Annotated in this window: 18 protein-coding genes; 11 read left to right on the forward strand and 7 right to left on the reverse strand. The window is 65.3% G+C overall.

The features are described from left to right. Positions 1–4 precede the first annotated feature (4 nt). The 5 genes from E3O44_RS06360 (at position 5) to narI (ending at position 7,733) form a co-directional block, all read left to right on the forward strand. Complete coding sequence (locus E3O44_RS06360; RefSeq protein WP_134533610.1) at positions 5–742, forward strand: helix-turn-helix transcriptional regulator; 738 nt, start codon at positions 5–7, stop codon at positions 740–742. A gap of 144 nt (positions 743–886) precedes the next feature. After that, positions 887–4,609, forward strand: coding sequence for a nitrate reductase subunit alpha (locus tag E3O44_RS06365; protein WP_241976110.1), 3,723 nt, complete (start codon positions 887–889; stop codon positions 4,607–4,609). Further along, the gene (gene narH / locus E3O44_RS06370) at positions 4,610–6,274 is read left to right on the forward strand and encodes a nitrate reductase subunit beta (RefSeq protein WP_134533614.1); all 1,665 of its coding nucleotides are present in this window, start codon (positions 4,610–4,612) and stop codon (positions 6,272–6,274) included. Positions 6,275–6,345: 71 nt separating this feature from the next. Next, entirely contained in the window at positions 6,346–6,963 is a 618-nt protein-coding gene (gene narJ, locus E3O44_RS06375; protein ID WP_241976104.1) for a nitrate reductase molybdenum cofactor assembly chaperone, read from the forward strand. Continuing rightward, positions 6,960–7,733 carry a respiratory nitrate reductase subunit gamma gene (narI, locus tag E3O44_RS06380; protein ID WP_134533618.1) on the forward strand — a complete coding sequence of 258 codons (774 nt, stop codon included), beginning with the start codon at positions 6,960–6,962 and terminating at the stop codon, positions 7,731–7,733. Before narJ ends, narI begins: the two co-directional genes overlap by 4 nt. Positions 7,734–7,743: 10 nt before the next feature. Here the strand turns inward: narI and E3O44_RS06385 are convergent, their stop codons facing one another. The 4 genes from E3O44_RS06385 to E3O44_RS06400 form a co-directional block, all read right to left on the reverse strand. Next, positions 7,744–8,283, reverse strand: coding sequence for a chlorite dismutase family protein (locus tag E3O44_RS06385; RefSeq protein WP_134533620.1), 540 nt, complete (start codon positions 8,281–8,283; stop codon positions 7,744–7,746). 94 nt (positions 8,284–8,377) lie between these two features. Further along, positions 8,378–9,700 (reverse strand): MFS transporter, encoded by a 1,323-nt coding sequence (locus tag E3O44_RS06390; protein ID WP_134533622.1) that lies wholly within the window; start codon positions 9,698–9,700, stop codon positions 8,378–8,380. Between the two features lie 137 nt (positions 9,701–9,837). Further along, a complete protein-coding gene (locus tag E3O44_RS06395) occupies positions 9,838–10,077 on the reverse strand; it encodes a MoaD/ThiS family protein (RefSeq protein ID WP_134533624.1) in 240 nt (79 codons plus the stop codon). Beyond that, positions 10,077–10,364, reverse strand: a complete 288-nt coding sequence (locus E3O44_RS06400) for a DUF6457 domain-containing protein (RefSeq protein ID WP_174775050.1) — start codon at positions 10,362–10,364, stop codon at positions 10,077–10,079. The genes E3O44_RS06395 and E3O44_RS06400 overlap by 1 nt, the downstream gene beginning before the upstream one ends. Before the next feature lie 401 nt (positions 10,365–10,765). Here E3O44_RS06400 and moaA point away from each other — a divergent pair, with 401 nt between their 5' ends. Further along, positions 10,766–11,881, forward strand: a complete 1,116-nt coding sequence (moaA, locus tag E3O44_RS06405; RefSeq protein WP_134533626.1) for a GTP 3',8-cyclase MoaA — start codon at positions 10,766–10,768, stop codon at positions 11,879–11,881. Positions 11,882–11,925: 44 nt separating this feature from the next. Then, positions 11,926–12,624, forward strand: coding sequence for a helix-turn-helix transcriptional regulator (locus tag E3O44_RS06410; RefSeq protein WP_134533628.1), 699 nt, complete (start codon positions 11,926–11,928; stop codon positions 12,622–12,624). A 46-nt stretch (positions 12,625–12,670) separates the two neighbouring features. On the opposite strand, the gene E3O44_RS06415 is transcribed toward E3O44_RS06410, so the two are convergent. Then, positions 12,671–13,009, reverse strand: a complete 339-nt coding sequence (locus E3O44_RS06415) for a non-heme iron oxygenase ferredoxin subunit (protein WP_134533630.1) — start codon at positions 13,007–13,009, stop codon at positions 12,671–12,673. Between the two features lie 128 nt (positions 13,010–13,137). Between E3O44_RS06415 and E3O44_RS06420 the strand changes: the two genes are divergently transcribed. From E3O44_RS06420 to E3O44_RS06435, 4 genes are all read left to right on the forward strand, one after another. After that, positions 13,138–13,473: a DUF2249 domain-containing protein gene (locus E3O44_RS06420; RefSeq protein WP_134533632.1), complete on the forward strand. Its 336-nt coding sequence runs from the start codon at positions 13,138–13,140 to the stop codon at positions 13,471–13,473. A 26-nt stretch (positions 13,474–13,499) separates the two neighbouring features. Then, complete coding sequence (locus tag E3O44_RS06425; RefSeq protein ID WP_134533634.1) at positions 13,500–14,324, forward strand: Crp/Fnr family transcriptional regulator; 825 nt, start codon at positions 13,500–13,502, stop codon at positions 14,322–14,324. 143 nt (positions 14,325–14,467) lie between these two features. Next, positions 14,468–14,707 carry a heavy-metal-associated domain-containing protein gene (locus E3O44_RS06430; protein WP_134533635.1) on the forward strand — a complete coding sequence of 80 codons (240 nt, stop codon included), beginning with the start codon at positions 14,468–14,470 and terminating at the stop codon, positions 14,705–14,707. A 77-nt stretch (positions 14,708–14,784) separates the two neighbouring features. After that, on the forward strand, positions 14,785–16,758 hold the full coding sequence (locus tag E3O44_RS06435; protein WP_134533637.1) for a heavy metal translocating P-type ATPase: 1,974 nt from the start codon (positions 14,785–14,787) through the stop codon (positions 16,756–16,758). On the opposite strand, the gene fdxA is transcribed toward E3O44_RS06435, so the two are convergent. Both fdxA and E3O44_RS06445 read right to left on the reverse strand, forming a co-directional pair. Next, a complete protein-coding gene (fdxA, locus tag E3O44_RS06440; protein ID WP_134533639.1) occupies positions 16,684–17,022 on the reverse strand; it encodes a ferredoxin in 339 nt (112 codons plus the stop codon). The two genes, E3O44_RS06435 and fdxA, sit on opposite strands and share 75 nt — an antisense overlap. Further along, on the reverse strand, positions 17,019–18,359 hold the full coding sequence (locus E3O44_RS06445; RefSeq protein WP_134533641.1) for an aminotransferase class III-fold pyridoxal phosphate-dependent enzyme: 1,341 nt from the start codon (positions 18,357–18,359) through the stop codon (positions 17,019–17,021). Before E3O44_RS06445 ends, fdxA begins: the two co-directional genes overlap by 4 nt. Between the last annotated feature and the right edge of the window lie 63 nt (positions 18,360–18,422).

Raw genomic sequence — 18,422 nt, forward strand, 5'->3', positions numbered from 1 at the left:
ACCCATGTCTTCCCGCCCGCCGTCGAGCTACCGGACGCTTGCGTCGTTCAGCAGGATCAAGCTGCTGTACTTCCTCCAGCAGCGCGGAACGATGACGGTCGGCGACCTCTCAGACGCGACCGGGTTGCACCACAACACCACGCGGGAACATTTGCAACGACTGATCAGCGATGGTTTCGTTACGAGCGAACCCGAGGAACGGGACGTCAAGGGACGCCCGAAGATGCTCTACAGCGCGGCCGCAGGTATCGATCACCGGGAAGGTTCCATCCGGGTCGCGAAGGTCGAGGCCGCCGAACGCCGGGGCGACCAGGTGAGGCGGATGCTGCCACTCACGGCCGCGATCGACTCACCTCTCCAGCGTCAGTTGGATGCCCTCGACGACCACCTCGACCAGACCGGTTTCGAGGCAAGGATTGATGCGGATGGACGTCACCTCACTCTGCACGAGTGTCCGTACAGCGAGATGGTCAAGGACCACCCTGAGGTATGCCGGGTTCACCTCGGTCTGGTCCAAGGGATCCTGCAACAGGCCGGCGGTCCGCTCACGGCCGATGCGTTGCATCCGCTTACCGAACCGAACACCTGCACGCTGGACCTGAACTGGTCACATCAGGGCGCAGAGTGTGAGGAAATCGAGGGAGACGACGCGGCGCGGCAGAGCGTCGACGTTGCGGTCGGTATCGATGATGTGCCCTCCGGCTCACAGGCGGTTATTTTTCACGGTGTTTTCCGCTTGTAGCCCGTTCGGGTGGCCGTGAGACTCAGTAGCGAGGCTGTTGCTGATTGCGGTGATGCCCGGGAGTGCAAGGGGTACGTCGTGAAAACTCTCAAGGACTCGAGCTTTTCCAAGCGGAGTGCGGGCAAGCCGGGCACGAAGCCGGGTATCGACAGTCCGATTGCGGACAGTATCCTCAACCTCGGTCGGTTCCTGCGCCGAGGGGAGACCTCGCCGGATCTGCGGTCTCTGTTCCTCGAGGGCGGCCGAGATGCCGACAGCTTCTATCGCGACCGCTGGACCCACGACAAGGAGGTGCGGTCCACCCACGGCGTGAACTGCACCGGCTCCTGCTCGTGGAAGGTGTACGTCAAGGACGGCATCATCACCTGGGAGACCCAGCAGACCGACTACCCCTCCGTCGGCCCGGACTCGCCGGAGTACGAACCCCGCGGCTGCCCGCGCGGCGCAGCATTCAGCTGGTACACCTACTCGCCGACCCGGGTGCGGTACCCCTACGTTCGCGGCGTGCTGCTCAACCTCTACCGTGAGGCGAAGGCACGCCTCGGCGACCCCGTACGCGCGTGGGCAGACGTCACCGGTAACCCCGAGTCTGCCAAGGCGTACAAGAGCGCTCGCGGCAAGGGCGGCCTCGTGCGCGCCAGCTGGGACGAGGCCGCGGAGATCGTCGCCGCCGCACACGTGCACACCATCAAGACCTACGGGCCGGACCGGATCGCCGGTTTCTCGCCGATCCCGGCGATGTCGATCGTCTCGCAGGGCGTCGGTAACCGCTTCATCTCCATGCTCGGCGGCACGATGCTGTCCTTCTACGACTGGTACGCCGACCTCCCCGTCGCCAGCCCGCAGGTTTTCGGCGACCAGACGGACGTCCCGGAATCCGCCGACTGGTGGAATTCGTCGTACCTGATCATGTGGGGTTCGAACGTGCCGGTCACCCGCACCCCTGACGCGCACTTCATGGTCGAGGCCCGGTACCGCGGCCAAAAGGTCATCACGGTCTCGCCCGACTACGCCGACAACTCCAAGTTCGCCGATGAATGGCTCGCCGTGCACCCCGGCACCGATGGCGCCCTCGCGATCGCGATGGGCCACGTCATTCTCAAGGAGTTCCTCGTCGACCGGCGCACCCCGCGTTTCGTCGACTACATGAAGCGCTACAGCGATTCCGCCTACCTGATCACGCTCACGAAACGCGGCGACGCCTGGGTGCCCGGCAAGTTCATGACGGCGGATGCCCTCCCCGACACCGAGCCGACGGTCGCGAGCGCGGCGTTCAAGCCGATCCTGCTCGACCAGGACGGCCGCACCGTCATCCCGAACGGATCCATCGGGCACCGCTTCTCCGAAACAGACGTCGGCAAATGGAACCTCGATCTCGAGGGCGTCGACCCGCTGCTCTCGATCATGGACGCGCCCGACTACGACGGTGCATCCGCTGCCGTCGACATGCCCCGCTTCGACATTTCGCCCATGACAGACGAGGCCGGCGAACAGCAGGCCGGTGGCGCAGGCATCATCCGCCGCGGTGTGCCCGTGCGGAGCGTCGCCGGAGAGCTCGTGACAACCGTCTTCGACCTTCTCCTCGCCCAGTACGGCGTCGGCAGGGACGGGCTCCCCGGTGTCTGGCCGACCGGCTACGACGATGAAACGTCCCCAGGCACCCCCGCCTGGCAGGAAGGCATCACCTCCGTACCGATGCAGGCTGCAGAACGCATCGGGCGTGAGTTCGCGCAGAACGCCGAGGAATCGGGCGGCCGCTCAATGATCCTGATGGGGGCAGGCACGAACCACTGGTTCCACTCCGACACCATCTACCGCGCCTTCCTCGCGCTCACGACTATGACCGGCTGCCAGGGCGTCAACGGCGGCGGCTGGGCTCACTACGTCGGGCAGGAGAAGGTCCGCCCCCTCACGGGCTACGGCCAGTATGCGTTCGGACTGGACTGGGTGCGTCCTCCCCGCCAGATGATTGGCACAGGGTTCTTCTACCTCGCCACCGACCAATGGCGTTACGACGGCCTCTCCGCCGACACGCTCTCGAGCCCGCTCGGGGTCGGCACGTTCGCGGACCGTACGACGGCGGACTGCCTCGTGGAGTCGGCAAAGCGCGGCTGGATGCCCAGCTACCCGACGTTCAACCGCAACTCGCTTGACCTTGTCGACGACGCAGTCGCGGCCGGGGTTGACCCGGCCCAGTACGTCGTCGAGTCGCTGGAGGACGGCAGCCTCGCCTACTCCGTCGAGGACCCGGACGCCCCGGAGAACTTCCCGCGCGTGATGGTGGTCTGGCGGGCGAACGTACTCGGCTCTTCCGGCAAGGGCAATGAATACTTTCTGAAGCACCTGCTCGGCACCACGAGTGCCGTGCGCGCGCCGGAGTCCCCGTCCGAAAAGCGCCCGAAGACGATGAAATGGCACGAATCCGCGCCAGAGGGCAAGCTGGACCTGCTCGTCACAAGCGACTTCCGGATGACCTCGACGACTATCTTCAGCGACGTGGTGCTGCCGCCGGCCACCTGGTACGAGAAGAATGACCTGTCAACGACGGACATGCATCCGTTCATTCACTCGTTCAACCCCGCGATCGCCCCGCCGTGGCAGGCGAAGACCGACTTCGACATCTTCCACATCTTGGCGAAGAAGATTTCCGAATTCTCGGTCGAACATCTCGGTGTGCGTAAAGACCTCGTAGCAGTTCCCCTGAGTCACGACACCCCTGACGCGATGGCGACCCCGCACGGAACCGTGCAATACGGCCAGCCACTGGTGCCCGGGATCACGATGCCCAAGCTCGTCGTCGTCGAGCGCGACTATCCGGCATTCGCCGACATGCTGGGTGCTCTCGGACCGCTCACGGCGAAGCTTGGCATGGTGACCAAGGGCGTCAAGTTCAACCCCGATGTCGAGGTCGACTATCTCGGCAAGAAGAACGGCTTGGTCGAGAGTGGCCCGGCCGCCGGTCGCCCGCGCCTGACGACCGCGAGCCATGCCTGCGAGATGGTGCTTGCGCTCTCCGGCACGACCAACGGGCGCCTGGGTACTCAGGGTTTCCGTCAGTTGGAGGAGCGCACGGGTATGAAGCTCGCCGACCTCGCGAGCGACAATGAGGGCCGCCGGTTCACCTACTCGGATGTCCAGGGTGCACCGGTCCCCGTTCTCACGTCCCCGGAGTGGTCGGGGAGTGAGCACGGCGGCCGTCGCTACAGTGCCTTCACGATCAACGTCGAGCGGCTGAAGCCGTGGCACACACTCACCGGGCGGCAACACTTCTACCTGGACCACGACTGGATGATCGAGCTTGGGGAGCAGTTGCCGATTTTCCGGCCGCCTCTCGACATGCACCGTCTCTTTGACGACTCGATCGTCGGCTCGACGGCGGCGACCGGTTCTACCGGGTCGAAGGGTCGGGCGGAGGTAGCCGTGCGCTACCTGACGCCGCACTCGAAATGGTCGATCCACTCCGAATACCAGGACAATCTGATGATGCTTTCGTTGTCCCGTGGAGGCCCGACCATCTGGATGTCCCCGCAGGACGCCGACAAGATCGGCGTGCGCGACAACGAGTGGATCGAGTCGTACAACCGCAACGGAGTTGTCGTCGCGCGGGCGATTGTGTCGCACCGGATGCCGGAAGGCACCGTGTACATGTATCACGCGAAGGACCGCACGATCAACGTGCCGATCGCTGAAACGAGCGGCATGCGCGGCGGGACAAACAACTCGCTGACCCGAATCCTGCTCAAGCCCAGTCACCTGATCGGCGGCTATGCCCAGCTGTCGTTCGCCTTCAACTACCTCGGCCCGACCGGGAACCAACGCGATGAGGTCACCGTGATCCGTCGACGCAGCCAGGAGGTTGAGTACTAAATGCGCGTAATGGCCCAAATGTCGATGATCATGAATCTCGACAAGTGCATCGGCTGCCACACCTGCTCCGTCACCTGCAAGCAGGTCTGGACCAACCGCACCGGCGTTGAATACGTCTGGTTCAACAACGTCGAGACCCGGCCCGGCCTCGGTTACCCGAAACGGTACGAGGATCAGGAGAAGTGGAACGGCGGCTGGGTGCGCAACAAGCGCGGACGCCTGAAACTGCGCTCCGGCGGCCGTCTCAAGCGACTCGCCACGATCTTCAACAACCCCGACCTGCCCGTCATCGACGACTACTACGAGCCGTGGACCTACGACTACGACATGCTCACGAAGGCGCCGCTCAGCACGGAGAGCCCCGTTGCCCGGCCCAAGTCCCTCCTCACCGGTGAGAACATGGACATCAAATGGTCCGGCAACTGGGACGACAACCTCGGCGGCTCCCAGGAGACCGCAGCTGACGACCCCATCCTCGCGACGATGAGCGAGCACGTGAAGATGGAATTCGAAAACACCTTCATGTTCTACCTCCCGAGAATCTGCGAGCACTGCCTGAATCCGGCCTGCGTCGCGGCGTGCCCATCCGGTGCGATGTACAAGCGCGAGGAGGACGGTATCGTCCTCGTCGACGAGGATGCCTGCCGCGGCTGGCGGATGTGCGTCTCGGCCTGCCCGTACAAGAAGGTCTACTTCAACCACAAGACCGGTAAGGCGGAGAAGTGCACGCTCTGCTATCCGCTGATCGAACAGGGCAAGCCGACCATCTGCTCGGAGACCTGCGTCGGCAGGCTGCGTTACCTCGGCCTGATGCTCTACGACGCCGACGCCGTGCTCGCCGCCGCCGCGATCGAGAACGACCAGGACCTGCTCGAGGCCCAGCGCGGGGTATTCCTCGACCCCTTCGACCCCGAGGTCATCGCCGCGGCGAAGGCGGAAGGCATGGAGGACGACTGGATCCTCGCGGCCCAGAACAGCCCGATCTACAAGCTCATCTCCGAGTACAAGGTGGCGCTGCCGCTGCACCCCGAGTACCGCACGATGCCGATGGTCTGGTACATCCCGCCGCTGTCCCCGGTCGTCGACGTCATCTCGACGACGAACAACGACGGCGAGGACGCCCGTACTCTGTTCGCGGCCATCGACAAGCTGCGAATTCCCGTCGAATACCTCGCCGGATTGTTTTCAGCCGGCGATGTCGTCCCGGTCGAGTCCTCGCTGCGTAAGCTCGCCGCGATGCGTTCGTACATGCGCGACATCAACCTCGGCAAGGACCGCGACGAGTCGATTCCCGCGGCGGTCGGCATGACCGGCACCGAGATCGAAGCGATGTACCGGCTCCTCGCGATCGCCAAGTACGAGGATCGTTACGTCATTCCCAAGGCGCACGTGGAGACCGCCCGCGAGCTCGAAGAGCTGGCATGTTCGCTTGACACGGACGGGGGACCAGGCATGGGCGGTCCGACCTCGACCGCGGGACCGTACGGCAAGACTCCGGGGATGCCGTTCAACGCCACCGTCGACAACTACAACGAGATGATTGGCAAAGGCGGAGAGAAAACCAAACCGACAACGCCTGGCCGGATTAACCTCCTGAACTGGAACGGCGGTGGGCGACCGGACGGCTTGTTCCCGCCCGTAGCGGACGCCGGGAGCCCCGCATGAGGCTCCCGAAGCTTCCGCCCCGTAAAGTCACGGCAATCCCGCTCAGTGCCGAGGACGGGGCCATTGCACACATGGCCGCGTCGATCCTGCTTGACTATCCGACCACTACGCGTCGTGCGCGCTTCGGCGCGGTCGCGGAGTCTGTCACACTTCTTCCGCATCCGCTTCGGACCGCCTTCGAGGAGTTCTTGACCGCCGCGGGGGAGATGGGCCAGCAGGAGCTTGAGGTGCATTTCACGGCGACCTTCGACCTCAAACGCAAATGCTGCCCGTATCTCTCGTACTACGCGGCCGGCGATACGCGCCGTCGCGGCATGGCCCTCGTGCGTTTTATCGAGGCGTACCATGCTGCCGGCTGGGAGGTTGCGGCGGACGAACTACCCGACTACCTGCCCATGGTCCTCGAATTCTCGGCGCTGAGCGATTCGCCCATCGCGCAGGAGTTGCTCGCGGCTCATCGGGACGGCATCGAAGTGCTCCGCAGCGCACTCGAAACCATCGAGAGCCCCTACGCGCACGTCGTCGAGGCCGTGTCGCTTTCGCTTCCTGCCATCGATGAGGAAACTCGGCAGCGATATCTCAACCTCGTCAACGAGGGCCCGCCGACCGAAACGGTCGGTATGACCTTCCTCGGCAACCTCAAACCATTTTCGCCGTCCGGCATTGCGAGTGAGGAACTCAGGGTATGAACCCGATCGACTTTCTATTGTGGGTGGCGTTCCCCTACGCGGCCATGGCCGTTTTCGTGGTCGGCCACATTTTCCGCTATCGGCACGACCAGTTCGGCTGGACCTCCCGTTCGAGCCAGGTCTACGAAAACCGGCTACTGCGCTGGGGATCACCGATGTTCCACTACGGCATCCTCATGGTGCTGGGCGGCCACGTGGTCGGCCTGCTCGTGCCCAAGGAATGGCTCGAGTTCGTCGGCGTCTCCAATGAGATCTACCACATAGGCGCCACCTGGCTCGGCAGTATCGCGGCCGTGCTCACGCTCGCAGGGCTCGCCATCCTGATCTATCGGCGCAGGCTCAACACCCGGGTGCTGCTCGCGACCACGGTGATGGACAAGGTTATGTACGCCCTCCTGGGGGCGACGCTGCTGTTTGGGACGACAGCGACGGTTCTCTTCCAGGTACTCGGTGCCGGATATGACTACCGGGGCACGATTTCGCCATGGGTGCGCGGCCTGCTCTCAGCCCAGCCCGACCCTGCACTGATGTCCAACGTGCCATTCTTCTTCCAGCTGCACGTGCTCAGCGCGACACTGCTGTTCCTGCTGTGGCCCTTCACCAGACTTGTGCACGTCTTCTCGGCGCCGATCGGCTATTTTGTGCGACCGTACATCGTCTATCGCTCGCGGGACACCCATCGGGGATCCGGGGCGCGTAAGGCCCGACGCGGGTGGGAGAAGAGCGTGCTGCCGACATCCGCCCGGGACAAGGATGCCGCCCGCCGCTGAATCGGCGGATCTAACGCCTGAGGCGAATGTCGACCTCACGTTCGACGTAGTCCCATTCACGACTCGTGCGCAGCCGTGCCAGGAGCTCCTCGAACGCCGGTGCGTCACGGGGCGCATACTCGAACCAGGTTAGGAAGTCGAAGGGTTCACCCAGATCACGGCTGTGGTAGAGCTGCCGAGCAATCGCAGGCAGGTATTCGAGCCCGATCGCGATGTGGTGGCTCGTCTCCTCGAATACCGCCCTCCGTTCATCCTGGGGGAGATCCCACCAACGGGCAGTCTTCGTGATTGGGATGAGCGAGGCGCACCGGGCGTCTGATCGGCCGAGTGCAGGCTGGACTGCATCGAGAGCTGCCTGCTCGGCGCGCTCGGTATAGCGCTTGTAGCTCGTGGCGCCGCTCAGTATCCACACGGCATCTGGGCGTGCGGTCCGCGGCAGCGCCGATACCTCAAGGCGTTCGGCCAGGGCAAGCGTGGAACCCGTGACAGCGAGAATGCGATCGATCTGCCAGGTGCCAGTGGCGCCTGCGGTGAATTGCGTGAGCGCCATGCTTTGACGTTAGCAGGCCCGCCGCGCGGCCCGATGGGCCAGAACGGCGGGCCTGCTCTCCGAGGTTTAGTTCGCTCGGATCAGACTGCTCAGGTCAACCGGGGAAGGGAGCGCCCGGTCGTGCGTAGAAATGCCACGTCAGCCAGGTGCAGAAGACGCAGAAGACCGCACAGCCGACGAAGAACGAGGTCGGGCTGACCAGGGTCAGGGCGATACCCACGATGAATGGACCGAAAGCTGCGATCGCGGACGTCCAGGCGATGGCGCCGCCGGCTTGACGCTTCGGGAAGATCATCGGCATCTGCTTGAAGGTGCCCGCATTGGCGAAGCCAGCAAAGAAGAAGATCGCGATCATCCCGCTGAGAAAGCCCCAGAACTGGTCAACGCTTGTGGGTGCCAGGAAGAATGACGTGAACACAGTGCCGGCGACCATGCCGACGGCGCCAATGAGAGTGAAGATCGCGCCACCCCATTTGTCACAGAGAGGGCCGCACGCCGCGCGGACAGCGGCGCCGACGAGCGGACCGATAAAGGCGAAGGCAAGCGGGTTCGGCGCGTGCGGGAAGTGGCCATAGACGTTCAGGATGATCAGGCCCATCTGCGCAGCGAGGCCACTGTACAGCCCGAAGCTCATGAGGTAGATCGCCGTCATGAGCCAGGTGTGCTTGATACGGAAGATGTCCATCTGCTGGCGGAAGTTGGCCGTCACGGGCACCCGGCGCAGGAAGACAATCGCCATCACGACTCCAAGAAGCGCCCACGGGATCAGGACGAGTCCACCGTTGTGCAGCCAGACCAGCTGGCCCTTCGCGCTACTCTGCGGGGTCAGTGCTGCAGTACCGAGCAGGCCGAAGCCGACAACCCAGGGCAGCAGAAGCTGGATCAGCCCGATGCCGAAGTTTCCGATCCCCGCCTGCAGGCCGAGCGCGGTGCCGGCGAGACGCTTGGGGAAGAAATAGCTCGTGGAGGCCATGAAACCGGAGAAGGTTCCACCGCCGATCCCTGCTGCGAAAGCGAGGGCGAGGAGTACCCAATACGGGGTGGACGTGTCGCGGGCCGCGAGCGTCCAGCCGAGCATCGGGAGCACGAGCAGGGCAGAGGACATCGCGACGAGCGCGCGGGTGCCCATAATCGGGGGCAGAAACATGAAGACGAGGCGTAGGAGTCCGCCGGCAAGCCCGGGCACGGCAACGAGCCAATACAGCTGACCTGGAGTCAGGGTGTAACCGATGTCATTGAGCCGCGGTGCGATGGCGCTGACGAGATACCAGGCGGCGAAGCTCAGGGTGAGCGTGTACGTCGTGATCCACAGAGTGCGCCAGGCGAGCTTGGAATCCCAGGTTTCTTCCTTCTCCGGATCCCAGTTGGAGAGATCGGGTTTGAGTTTCGACGAAAGGAGTGTGGAAGAGCCTGACATGTGCTTCCTCGGACTAGGTGGTTTCGGGCGGAAGCGCCCGCGTAATTACCACCCTGACCTCGGCGACCGACGGCGACAATCGCGGAACGCCGTGAAAAATGAATCCACCGTGTTCAGATCGAATCGCGGGGATCGGTTCAGCCGCCGGCGAATGGCGGCAGCACGTCGATGGTATCCAGGGCAGAGAGCGGCACCTCATCGTCCGCCGCCCTGATGCCGTTCACCAGCAGGGAACACCGAGACAGGATCAGAGAGAAACCTGCGCCGTGCCGCTCGCCGAGGAGTGAACGCAGGTCACCAATACAAGCCGCGTCGAGGGTCGCCGTCGCGGTTCCGGCAGCTTCTGCCGCCCCAGCGAAGAAGCGGACAACGGCCATCAGCGCTTCTCGGCCGGGTTCGCGTGCGCCCATTCCAGGGCGAGCCTGGTGGCGGTCGCGCATGCCTTCTCGATGTCGGCTGCAGTGCCCCCGGCCTTGGCCGCGGAGAGTCCGACGAGGAAAGTGCTCAGGGGCGCCGCTGGGCGTGCCACGCCATGGGCCACGTCCTTGGCAATGTCGAGGATGGCGCCGACCGGTACGTCCGCCGGGTCGAGGTCGAGTCCGGCGGCAAGGGCGGCAAGCCATTCGTTCAGGGCTTCGGGCGGTAAAGGGGTGGAGTTGGTCATTGTTTTTCGCTCCTCGGCAGGATGGTGCGCGGTGTCCCGGAGCACAGTGCTCCACCCGATATCTTGCCACCCGCCCTTGTCGCTCCCTCTGCCCAGTGAGGCGTCCGGGTCCGCGTGAGCAGAGTCGGCGGTGATGGGTCCCGGCGGTCCAGGTCACCTCCACACGGAGTTCCTGCCCGATCCGCCGGCCTTTCGTGGTCCGGACGTTTTTGTCGTCACTGTGCTGCAACGGAACGTCCTGCAGTTCGCATCGCGCCGCCGTATTTGCCACAGGAAGGGGCGCTCGTGGAGCGCTCGCGGCACGCCCGACAGGGTCGACGACTACGGATGCGGCGTTGGCCAGGCATCGGCGGGCGGCATCGGTGCGGTGGATCCCAGCTGTGCGGGGTTAGGGTCGGTGTATGTCCGGCGCACTGATCCCCGTGCACCCCATCGAGCCCTTGGCCGGTGCAGTGCAGGTCGCACCTGCCCCGACGCCGGAGACCCGCCTTGTGGACACCTTCGATCGTCCGCTGCATGACCTCCGGCTGTCTGTCACTGACCGGTGCAACTTCCGCTGCGTGTACTGCATGCCCAAGGAGGTCTTCGGCAAGGACTTCGCGTTCATGCCGCGAGACGAGATGCTCAGTTTTGAAGAGATGACCCGGCTGGCTCGAATTTCGGTGGCGCACGGGGTGGAAAAGATTCGGCTCACCGGCGGCGAACCGCTGCTGCGCAAGGGCCTCGAGGAACTCATTGAGATGCTCGCGGCACTCCGCACTCCCGCCGGCCGGCCCGTCGACATCGCTCTCACCACCAACGGCTCCGGTCTGTCATTGAAGGCCCAGGCGCTCAAGGACGCCGGCCTCAAGCGGGTGACGGTATCCCTCGACTCCCTCGACGACGCCACATTCCGTGCCATGAACGATGTCAATTTCCCGGTCGCCCGCATCCTGGCGGGCCTCGAGGCCGCGCACGCGGTGGGCTTAGGCCCGATCAAGATCAATATGGTGGTGAAGCGCGGCCAGAACGACCAGGACATCGTCAACATGGCCCGGCATTTCAAAGGCACACCCTACATTCTGCGCTTCATCGAGTTCATGGACGTGGGCACAAGCAACGGCTGGGACATGGGTGCCGTGCTGCCGTCCAGCGAGGTGCGCGATCGCATTCACGCCGAACTGCCGCTGGAAGAAATGGCCCCCAACTACACCGGCGAGACCAGCCGGCGCTGGCGCTACCAGGATGGCGGGGGTGAGATCGGCCTGATATCCAGCGTCACCCAGTCGTTCTGCAACACATGTTCCCGGGCCCGGGTCTCCACTGACGGCAAGCTCTTCACCTGCCTCTTCGCCAGCGAGGGCCACGACCTGCGCGAGCTGCTGCGCAACGGCAGTAGCGACGAGGAGATCTCCGCTGCGATGGGCGCCGTCTGGCGTCAGCGAACCGACCGCGCCTCCCAGCTACGCAGCGCCCAGACCGGTGCGGTCCGCTCACCAGGTGGCAAGAGGATCGAGATGTCCTACATCGGCGGATGACCCGTGTCCGCGACGGTTTAACCGCATCCTGATACTCTGAATGCATGGTCGCCACCACTCAGAACGACGCTCGGCATGCCGCTCTGGCCAGCGAGCCGCGACGTCGCGCGCTGGCCCTGATCAGTGAATCCGCCGTACCGCTGGGTGTGGGCCCCGTCGCCGACGCTCTCGGCCTGCACATCACCACCGCGCGTTTTCACTTGGACCAGCTCGAAGCCGCCGGACTCATCGAGCACCAGGTGGCCCGCGTCGGCCAGCGCGGCAGACCCCGTGTGCTATTCAGTGCGGTAGCGGCCCCGCTGCCGGTGGATTCGGCCCTGCAGCAGCTCGCCCAGAGCCTCGCCGCTGTGATCGGCGAAGACGACGACGGTGGCCGCGCCCGCGCGGTTCGCGCCGGAGAGCGCTGGTCAGCGCAGTACGCGGCAGGGGCGGATGCAGTGGAATCCGACGGTCCGGCGGCCGGCGTTCCCACCGCCGACGTCGTACCCTCGCTGCTGCGAGTGTTCACCGAGATTGGCTTCGAGCCCGAACTGCGCGACACCGAGGCAGCGATCGCCCTGACCGCCTGTCCGTTCCGTGCCGAGGCGCGGGCCAACCCCGATGTGGTCTGTTCGGTACACCTCGGCCTCATGCAGGGTCTCGTGCGCACCTTCGGTCATGACGCAGCGAGCATTCGACTGGAGCCTTTCGTACAGCCCACCCTCTGCATGGTGCACCTGCCCGCCACCACCCCTTCGGCCTAAGAGGACACGGGATACGGGCTGGCGCTTCCCTCGCCATTCACACGTGTCAGGCGACGTAGGCGGCGACGTCGACCAAGGTTGTGACATCCACGTAGACGTCGCCGTCGACGATGGTGAGGGGGTAGACCGGAACCGGTTCAGAGGCAGGCAGCGTGCGTGCCCGTCCGGTCGACAGTTCGAAGCGGCCGCCGTGGGCCCAGCACTCCAGGTCGTCGCCCTCGACGAAGCCCTCGGAGAGCGAGATGTCGGCATGCGAGCACATGTCGCCGAGCGCGAAGCAGTTGCCGGCGCTGTCCTTCACCAGGGCTACTGCGACGCCGTCGACGATCACTTTAATCGCTTCACCGAGCTCAAGTTCCGATTCTGCGCACACCCTGGTGGCCACCTGCTCCTCAATTCTGCCGGTTCAATCACATTCCAGCGCTGTTGTCGGGACGAACATCCCGATTAAAAGGATACTCGTCCTCTATAATGGAACTCTAGGTCATTCGACCCGGCCTGAAGGAGAAAACCATGACCGCCGAACCGATCATCCTGTCATCGAGCCGCCTCGGCGCCGAACCGGCCGACCATGAAGCACGGCCCGAAGCGCACGCCTGCGCCTGTGGGCATGAAGACACCGAGAGGATCGTCCTGGACTCGCGCACCATCCCGCACGCCATCCGGCACGCCACGATCTTCGGAGCTCTCGGCGCCATCCAACCGGGCTTCGCCCTGGACCTGATCGCCTCACACAACCCGCTGCCGCTGCTCGGTCAGCTCGAAAGCAGCCGCCCCGGCCAATTCCTGATCTCCTACCTCGAGAACGGGCCCGAAACCTGGATGATCCGCCTCACCCGCGCCAACTGACCCCACTGTATCCTCGACGTGCTGCCATGAGTGAGAAGCCGAACACCGTGACGCAGGCCGCGGTGACGCGGCACGCCCCGCACCTACCCAAGCCGCACCTGCGTGCGCTGCCTTTGCGCGCGGTGCCGCTCCGCAGCACCTGTGGGCGACCGCACCCGTGCCCTCCGGCCATGCAACGGCGCATCCTCGAGCAGATCGGCCTGTTCCAGGGCCTGTCCGGCGATGAGCTCGCGCCGATCGGCGCGCGGATGGAGTCGCTGGCCTGGTCCGCGGGCGAGGCCCTGTTTAGCGCGGGCGAGCCCGCCGAGCACGTCTACCTGCTCGCAGCCGGCCAGGTGAAGGCCTTCCGCACTACCGCAACCGGGCAGCGCACCAGTTTGGACTTCTTCGGCCCTGGCGACGTGCTCGGCGGCCTCACCTGGGCGGGCGGCAGCGGCTACACCGAGACGGCCCTCGCCCTGGTCACGACCTGTGCCCTGCAGATCGACGCCGGAGCCTTCCGCGAAGTGATGTTCGCGCATCCGTCGGTGGCGCTCGGCGTACTTGATGTCGTGTCCGGTCGCCTCGCCCGCGCCCGCTCCGCCGAACAGGAACAAGCCTCAGCCACAGTCACAAAACGGGTGGCAACCGGCCTGCTGCGCCTCGCCGACACCTTCGGGGTACCGGGCGACGCACCCGGAACGACCTTGATCCAGCTACCGCTGAGCCGGGCTGACCTGGCCGCCATGGCCGGTACCAGCGCGGAATCGGCGTCCCGCGCGATGAGTCGGCTCCGCCGTAATGGCCTGATCGACACCGGACGCCGCTGGACCGCGGTCCTCGACGGGGATGGCCTGCTCGCGGCGAAATGACCCTCCGGCTCACCCGCATCCGCAGCAGCCTCTCGGCGGTTACCTGCGGACAAGTGACCGCCGTCATGGTCCCCTCACAGAGGGCGACGTAGCGTCGTAATCACCCCGGAATTCCGGGGCTGTTCCCATCGAAAGGCCACACCATGAGCGCCATCGCGCCAACCATCACCCACACCAGCCTGCGCGCTGAGGGGTTCTCCTGCCCGTCCTGCGTGGCCAAGATCGAGAAGCAGGTCGGCCGCGTACCCGGGGTCACCGCCGTCACGGTGAAGTTCGCCTCGGCCCGCATCGAAATCGAGCACGACGCATCCATTGTGAGCGTCGAGGAGTTGATCGCGGTCGTCGCCAAGGCCGGCTACAGCGCGCGCCTGGCCGCCTTCTGACCTCGGCGGGTGCTCCTGCCGGCGAGTCGGCCGGAGCACCGAGCCCACGCACACCGAAGCTCAGAAAGGTACATGCCATGGAAACCATCCGGACCTGGATGACGAACCGGTGGGCGGTCCCTGCCGTCTCCGGCGCGCTGATCGTCGCCGCGCTGGTGATCCTTCAGATCGCCCGCACCGACATCGTCGGAAACATCCTGATGGTGGCTGCGGCCATCGTCGCCGGCACCCACATCGTGATCACCGCCGCGCGGGCGCTGTGGGCGAGGGTCATCGGAATCGACCTGTTGGTCGCCGTCGCCGCCATCGGCGCGGTCATCATCGGGCAGTACTGGGAAGCGGCCGCGGTGACGTTCCTCTTCGCCATCGGTCACGCCCTCGAGACCGCGACGCTGAACAAGACCCGATCTGCGCTGGCCGAACTCGTTGCGGTCGCCCCCGATATCGCCATCACCCTTCGCGACGGTGAGCAGGTGGAAGTGCCCGCCACCGCCGTGATCCTCGGCGAGACGGTGCTGATCAAGAACGGCGCCAAGGTTCCCGTCGACGGCGAGGTCATCGGCGGTGCCGGTGCCCTCGACGAAGCGTCGATCACCGGTGAGTCCATGCCTGCGGAGAAGATGGCGGGGGACCGCGTGTTCGCCGGTACCGTCGCACGGAGCGGGTTCCTGCAGGTGCGCGCCACCGGCGTCGGCGCCGACACCACCCTGGCCAGGATCATCCACCGGGTCGAGGAGGCGCAGGACGCCAAAGCCAAAACCCAGGTGTTCATGGACCAGTTCTCCGCCTGGTACACCCCTGTAATCCTGGTTCTCGCAATCGTCGTCGGGCTGGTCACCCAGGACATCGTGCTGGCGCTCACGCTGCTGGTCATCGGCTGTCCGGGAGCGCTCGTCATCTCGATCCCGGTGTCCATCGTCGCCGGCATCGGCCGGGCTGCGAAGGACGGCATCCTGATCAAGGGTGGGGAATTCCTGGAGACCTCTGCGAAGATCACCGCGGTTGCCGTCGACAAGACCGGCACACTCACGATCGGTCGCCCGCGCGTCACTGAAGTTGTCGTGCTGAATCCCGCTCTGACTCGCGCCGACGTGCTGGGCTGGGCTGGGCGCGCCGAAACCGGCTCCGAGCATCCGCTGTCCCGTGCGATTCTGGATGCCGCCAGGAGCGAGGGCGTGGACGTCGCGGGCCTACCGGAGTCAACCGAGCCGGTTCCGGGTAAGGGCATCGTGGTCTCCACACAAGGCCGCCGCGTGCTGATCGGCAACCCGGCACTGCTGGCGCAGTACTCGATCCTCGACACGGATGCCGCGACTCAGGCGGCCACCGAGCTGGCCCAGGCCGGCCGCACGCCCATGATCGTCGTGCTCGACGGGACCGTCGCCGGTGTCGTCGGGGTCGCGGATGAGGTGCGTGCCGACGCCGCCCGGATGGTGGCTGAGCTGCACGCCGCCGGAGTGAAGCTCGTCATTATGCTGACCGGCGACACTCCGGTGGTCGCGCATGCCGTCGCGTCCGTCACCGGTGTGGACGAGGTGCGTGCATCGCTCCTCCCGGAGGACAAGCTCGCTGTCGTGACCTGCCTGCAGGCCGAGGGCTACGTCGTGGCCATGGTCGGTGACGGTGTCAACGACGCTCCCGCCCTCGCCGCGGCGAATATCGGGGTGGCGATGGGAGCCGCCGGGTCGGCCGTCGCGGTCGAAACTGCAGACATCGCGCTGATGGGCGACAATCTGCTCAAGCTCCCCGAGGCCATATCGCTCGCCCGCCGCACGGTGAACACCATGCGACAGAACATCACCATCGCGCTCATCACCGTGACCGTGCTCCTGCTCGGCGTGCTCCTGGGCGGAGTGACGATGACGATCGGAATGCTCGTGCACGAAGCGTCTGTGCTGATCGTGATTGTCAACGCCATGCGCCTCTTGCGTCGGCATGAACGGCACAGCGAGGCGCACCCGCCCGCCTTGGGCGGGTTAGGCCGCAGGGTGGGCCTTGACGAACCTGGTGTCCATGCCGATGACGGGGATCTTCGAAGCGCCACCCGGTGATCCCACCGGGGCGTCCCGACCCTCGAGAATGTTGGCGAAGAACCTCTCGTTGTCGGCGAGGTACGGTTGTTCCTCGTCGGGCAGGTCGGCTTCGTAGTAGATGGCCTCGACCGGACAGACCGGTTCGCAGGCACCGCAGTCGATGCACTCATCCGGCTGGATGTAGAGGGTGCGTTTGCCCTCATAGATGCAGTCCACGGGGCACTCGTCCACGCACGCCCGGTCCTTCACGTCGATGCAGGGGGAGCCGATCACGTAGGTCATTTGGGTACCGCCGTCGACAGGAGGGCAAGGGTCTCCTCGATCACGGTGGCCGCGTCGTCGATGAGTTCGGCGCTGATCACCACCGAGGGTAGTAAGCGGAGCACCGAATCCCACGAGCCGGCGTCCAGCACGATGACACCGTGGCTGGTGGCGTGGTCGATTATCGTCCGCAGCGCCGCCGGGTTTGGGGTGGTCGTGCCGGGAACAACGAGCTCGACGCCGAACATGGCACCCTGGCCGCGCACGTCGCCGACCACGTCGTAGGTGCTGGGCCAGTGGGCGATGCGGGCCCACAACATCCGTTCGACCTCCCGGGCGCGTGCGATCAGGTCGTCACGTTCGATCAGGTCGAACACTGCCAAGGCCGCCGCGGTGGACACCGGGTTGCCGCCGAAGGTTCCGCCGATCCCACCGGGCTGCACCGAATCCATGATCTCGGCGCGGCCGGTGACCGCCGCGAGCGGAAAGCCGCCGGCGATGGCCTTGGCCGTGGTGACCAGATCTGGTACCACACCGTGATGCTCGATCGAGAACCAGGTGCCGGTGCGGCCGAGGCCGGCCTGGATCTCATCGGCGATGAAGACGATGCCGTGTTCTGTGCAGAACTCGCTCATTCGCTGAAAGTAGCCGGGGGCGGGGATATTGATGCCGCCGTCACCCTGGATTGGCTCGACGACGAAGGCGGCCACCTCGCTCGCGCCGATGTGCGTGACGATGTAGTCGATGGTGCGTTCAGCGGCCTCGGGTCCGGACAGGCCGTCACGGTATGGGAAGCTCACGGGGGCGCTGTAAATCTCTCCGGGGAACGGCCCCATTCCGGCACGCTCCGGCCACGGTCGGTAAGTCATCGCCATGGTGAGGTTGGTCCGGCCGTGGAAGGCATGGTCGAGCACCACGATCGCGCGGCGACCGGTGAACTTGCGTGCGATCTTCACTGCGTTCTCCACCGCTTCGGCACCGGTGTTCACCAGGATGGAGCGCTTCTCGAAGTCGCCCGGGGTGATCGCATTGAGCTTCTCGGCCACCCGAACGTAGTTCTCGTACGGTGTGACAGTGAAGAGGGTGTGCGTGAGCTTGGCGGCCTGCGCGGCGGCGGCCGCGGCCACCTCGGGCAATGCGTGGCCGAAGGAGGTGACGCCGATACCTGAGCCCAGGTCGACGAGCTGGTTGCCGTCCACGTCCACCAGGATCGCGCCTGATCCGTGGTCCATGTAGATGGCGGCCAGGGTGCCGGCGCCGGCGGACACGCTCTGGGTTCGGCGTTTCTGCAGGGCGAGGGACCGAGGTCCGGGCAGGGCGGTGAGGAGGTTGCGGTGTTGCGGCACGCTGTACGTCATGACGCCACCCTACGGCCGGGATCCGCTCCCACGCCCGGGAATCGCAAATTAAAATGAAAAAGG

This window comes from Cryobacterium algoricola (assembly GCF_004402485.1).
GTDB lineage: Bacteria > Actinomycetota > Actinomycetes > Actinomycetales > Microbacteriaceae > Cryobacterium > Cryobacterium algoricola.

Excerpts from the sequence above, each read along its gene's own strand:
- E3O44_RS06420 (WP_134533632.1), top strand. The coding sequence starts at position 13,138 with ATGACCGCCGAACCGATCATCCTGTCATCGAGCCGCCTCGGCGCCGAA.
- E3O44_RS06360 (WP_134533610.1), top strand. The coding sequence starts at position 5 with ATGTCTTCCCGCCCGCCGTCGAGCTACCGGACGCTTGCGTCGTTCAGC.
- E3O44_RS06400 (WP_174775050.1), bottom strand. The coding sequence starts at position 10,364 with ATGACCAACTCCACCCCTTTACCGCCCGAAGCCCTGAACGAATGGCTT.
- E3O44_RS06435 (WP_134533637.1), top strand. The coding sequence starts at position 14,785 with ATGGAAACCATCCGGACCTGGATGACGAACCGGTGGGCGGTCCCTGCC.
- narJ (WP_241976104.1), top strand. The coding sequence starts at position 6,346 with ATGGCCGCGTCGATCCTGCTTGACTATCCGACCACTACGCGTCGTGCG.
- E3O44_RS06430 (WP_134533635.1), top strand. The coding sequence starts at position 14,468 with ATGAGCGCCATCGCGCCAACCATCACCCACACCAGCCTGCGCGCTGAG.
- E3O44_RS06395 (WP_134533624.1), bottom strand. The coding sequence starts at position 10,077 with ATGGCCGTTGTCCGCTTCTTCGCTGGGGCGGCAGAAGCTGCCGGAACC.
- narH (WP_134533614.1), top strand. The coding sequence starts at position 4,610 with ATGCGCGTAATGGCCCAAATGTCGATGATCATGAATCTCGACAAGTGC.
- E3O44_RS06385 (WP_134533620.1), bottom strand. The coding sequence starts at position 8,283 with ATGGCGCTCACGCAATTCACCGCAGGCGCCACTGGCACCTGGCAGATC.
- E3O44_RS06390 (WP_134533622.1), bottom strand. The coding sequence starts at position 9,700 with ATGTCAGGCTCTTCCACACTCCTTTCGTCGAAACTCAAACCCGATCTC.
- E3O44_RS06445 (WP_134533641.1), bottom strand. The coding sequence starts at position 18,359 with ATGACGTACAGCGTGCCGCAACACCGCAACCTCCTCACCGCCCTGCCC.
- narI (WP_134533618.1), top strand. The coding sequence starts at position 6,960 with ATGAACCCGATCGACTTTCTATTGTGGGTGGCGTTCCCCTACGCGGCC.
- E3O44_RS06425 (WP_134533634.1), top strand. The coding sequence starts at position 13,500 with ATGAGTGAGAAGCCGAACACCGTGACGCAGGCCGCGGTGACGCGGCAC.
- E3O44_RS06410 (WP_134533628.1), top strand. The coding sequence starts at position 11,926 with ATGGTCGCCACCACTCAGAACGACGCTCGGCATGCCGCTCTGGCCAGC.
- fdxA (WP_134533639.1), bottom strand. The coding sequence starts at position 17,022 with ATGACCTACGTGATCGGCTCCCCCTGCATCGACGTGAAGGACCGGGCG.
- moaA (WP_134533626.1), top strand. The coding sequence starts at position 10,766 with ATGTCCGGCGCACTGATCCCCGTGCACCCCATCGAGCCCTTGGCCGGT.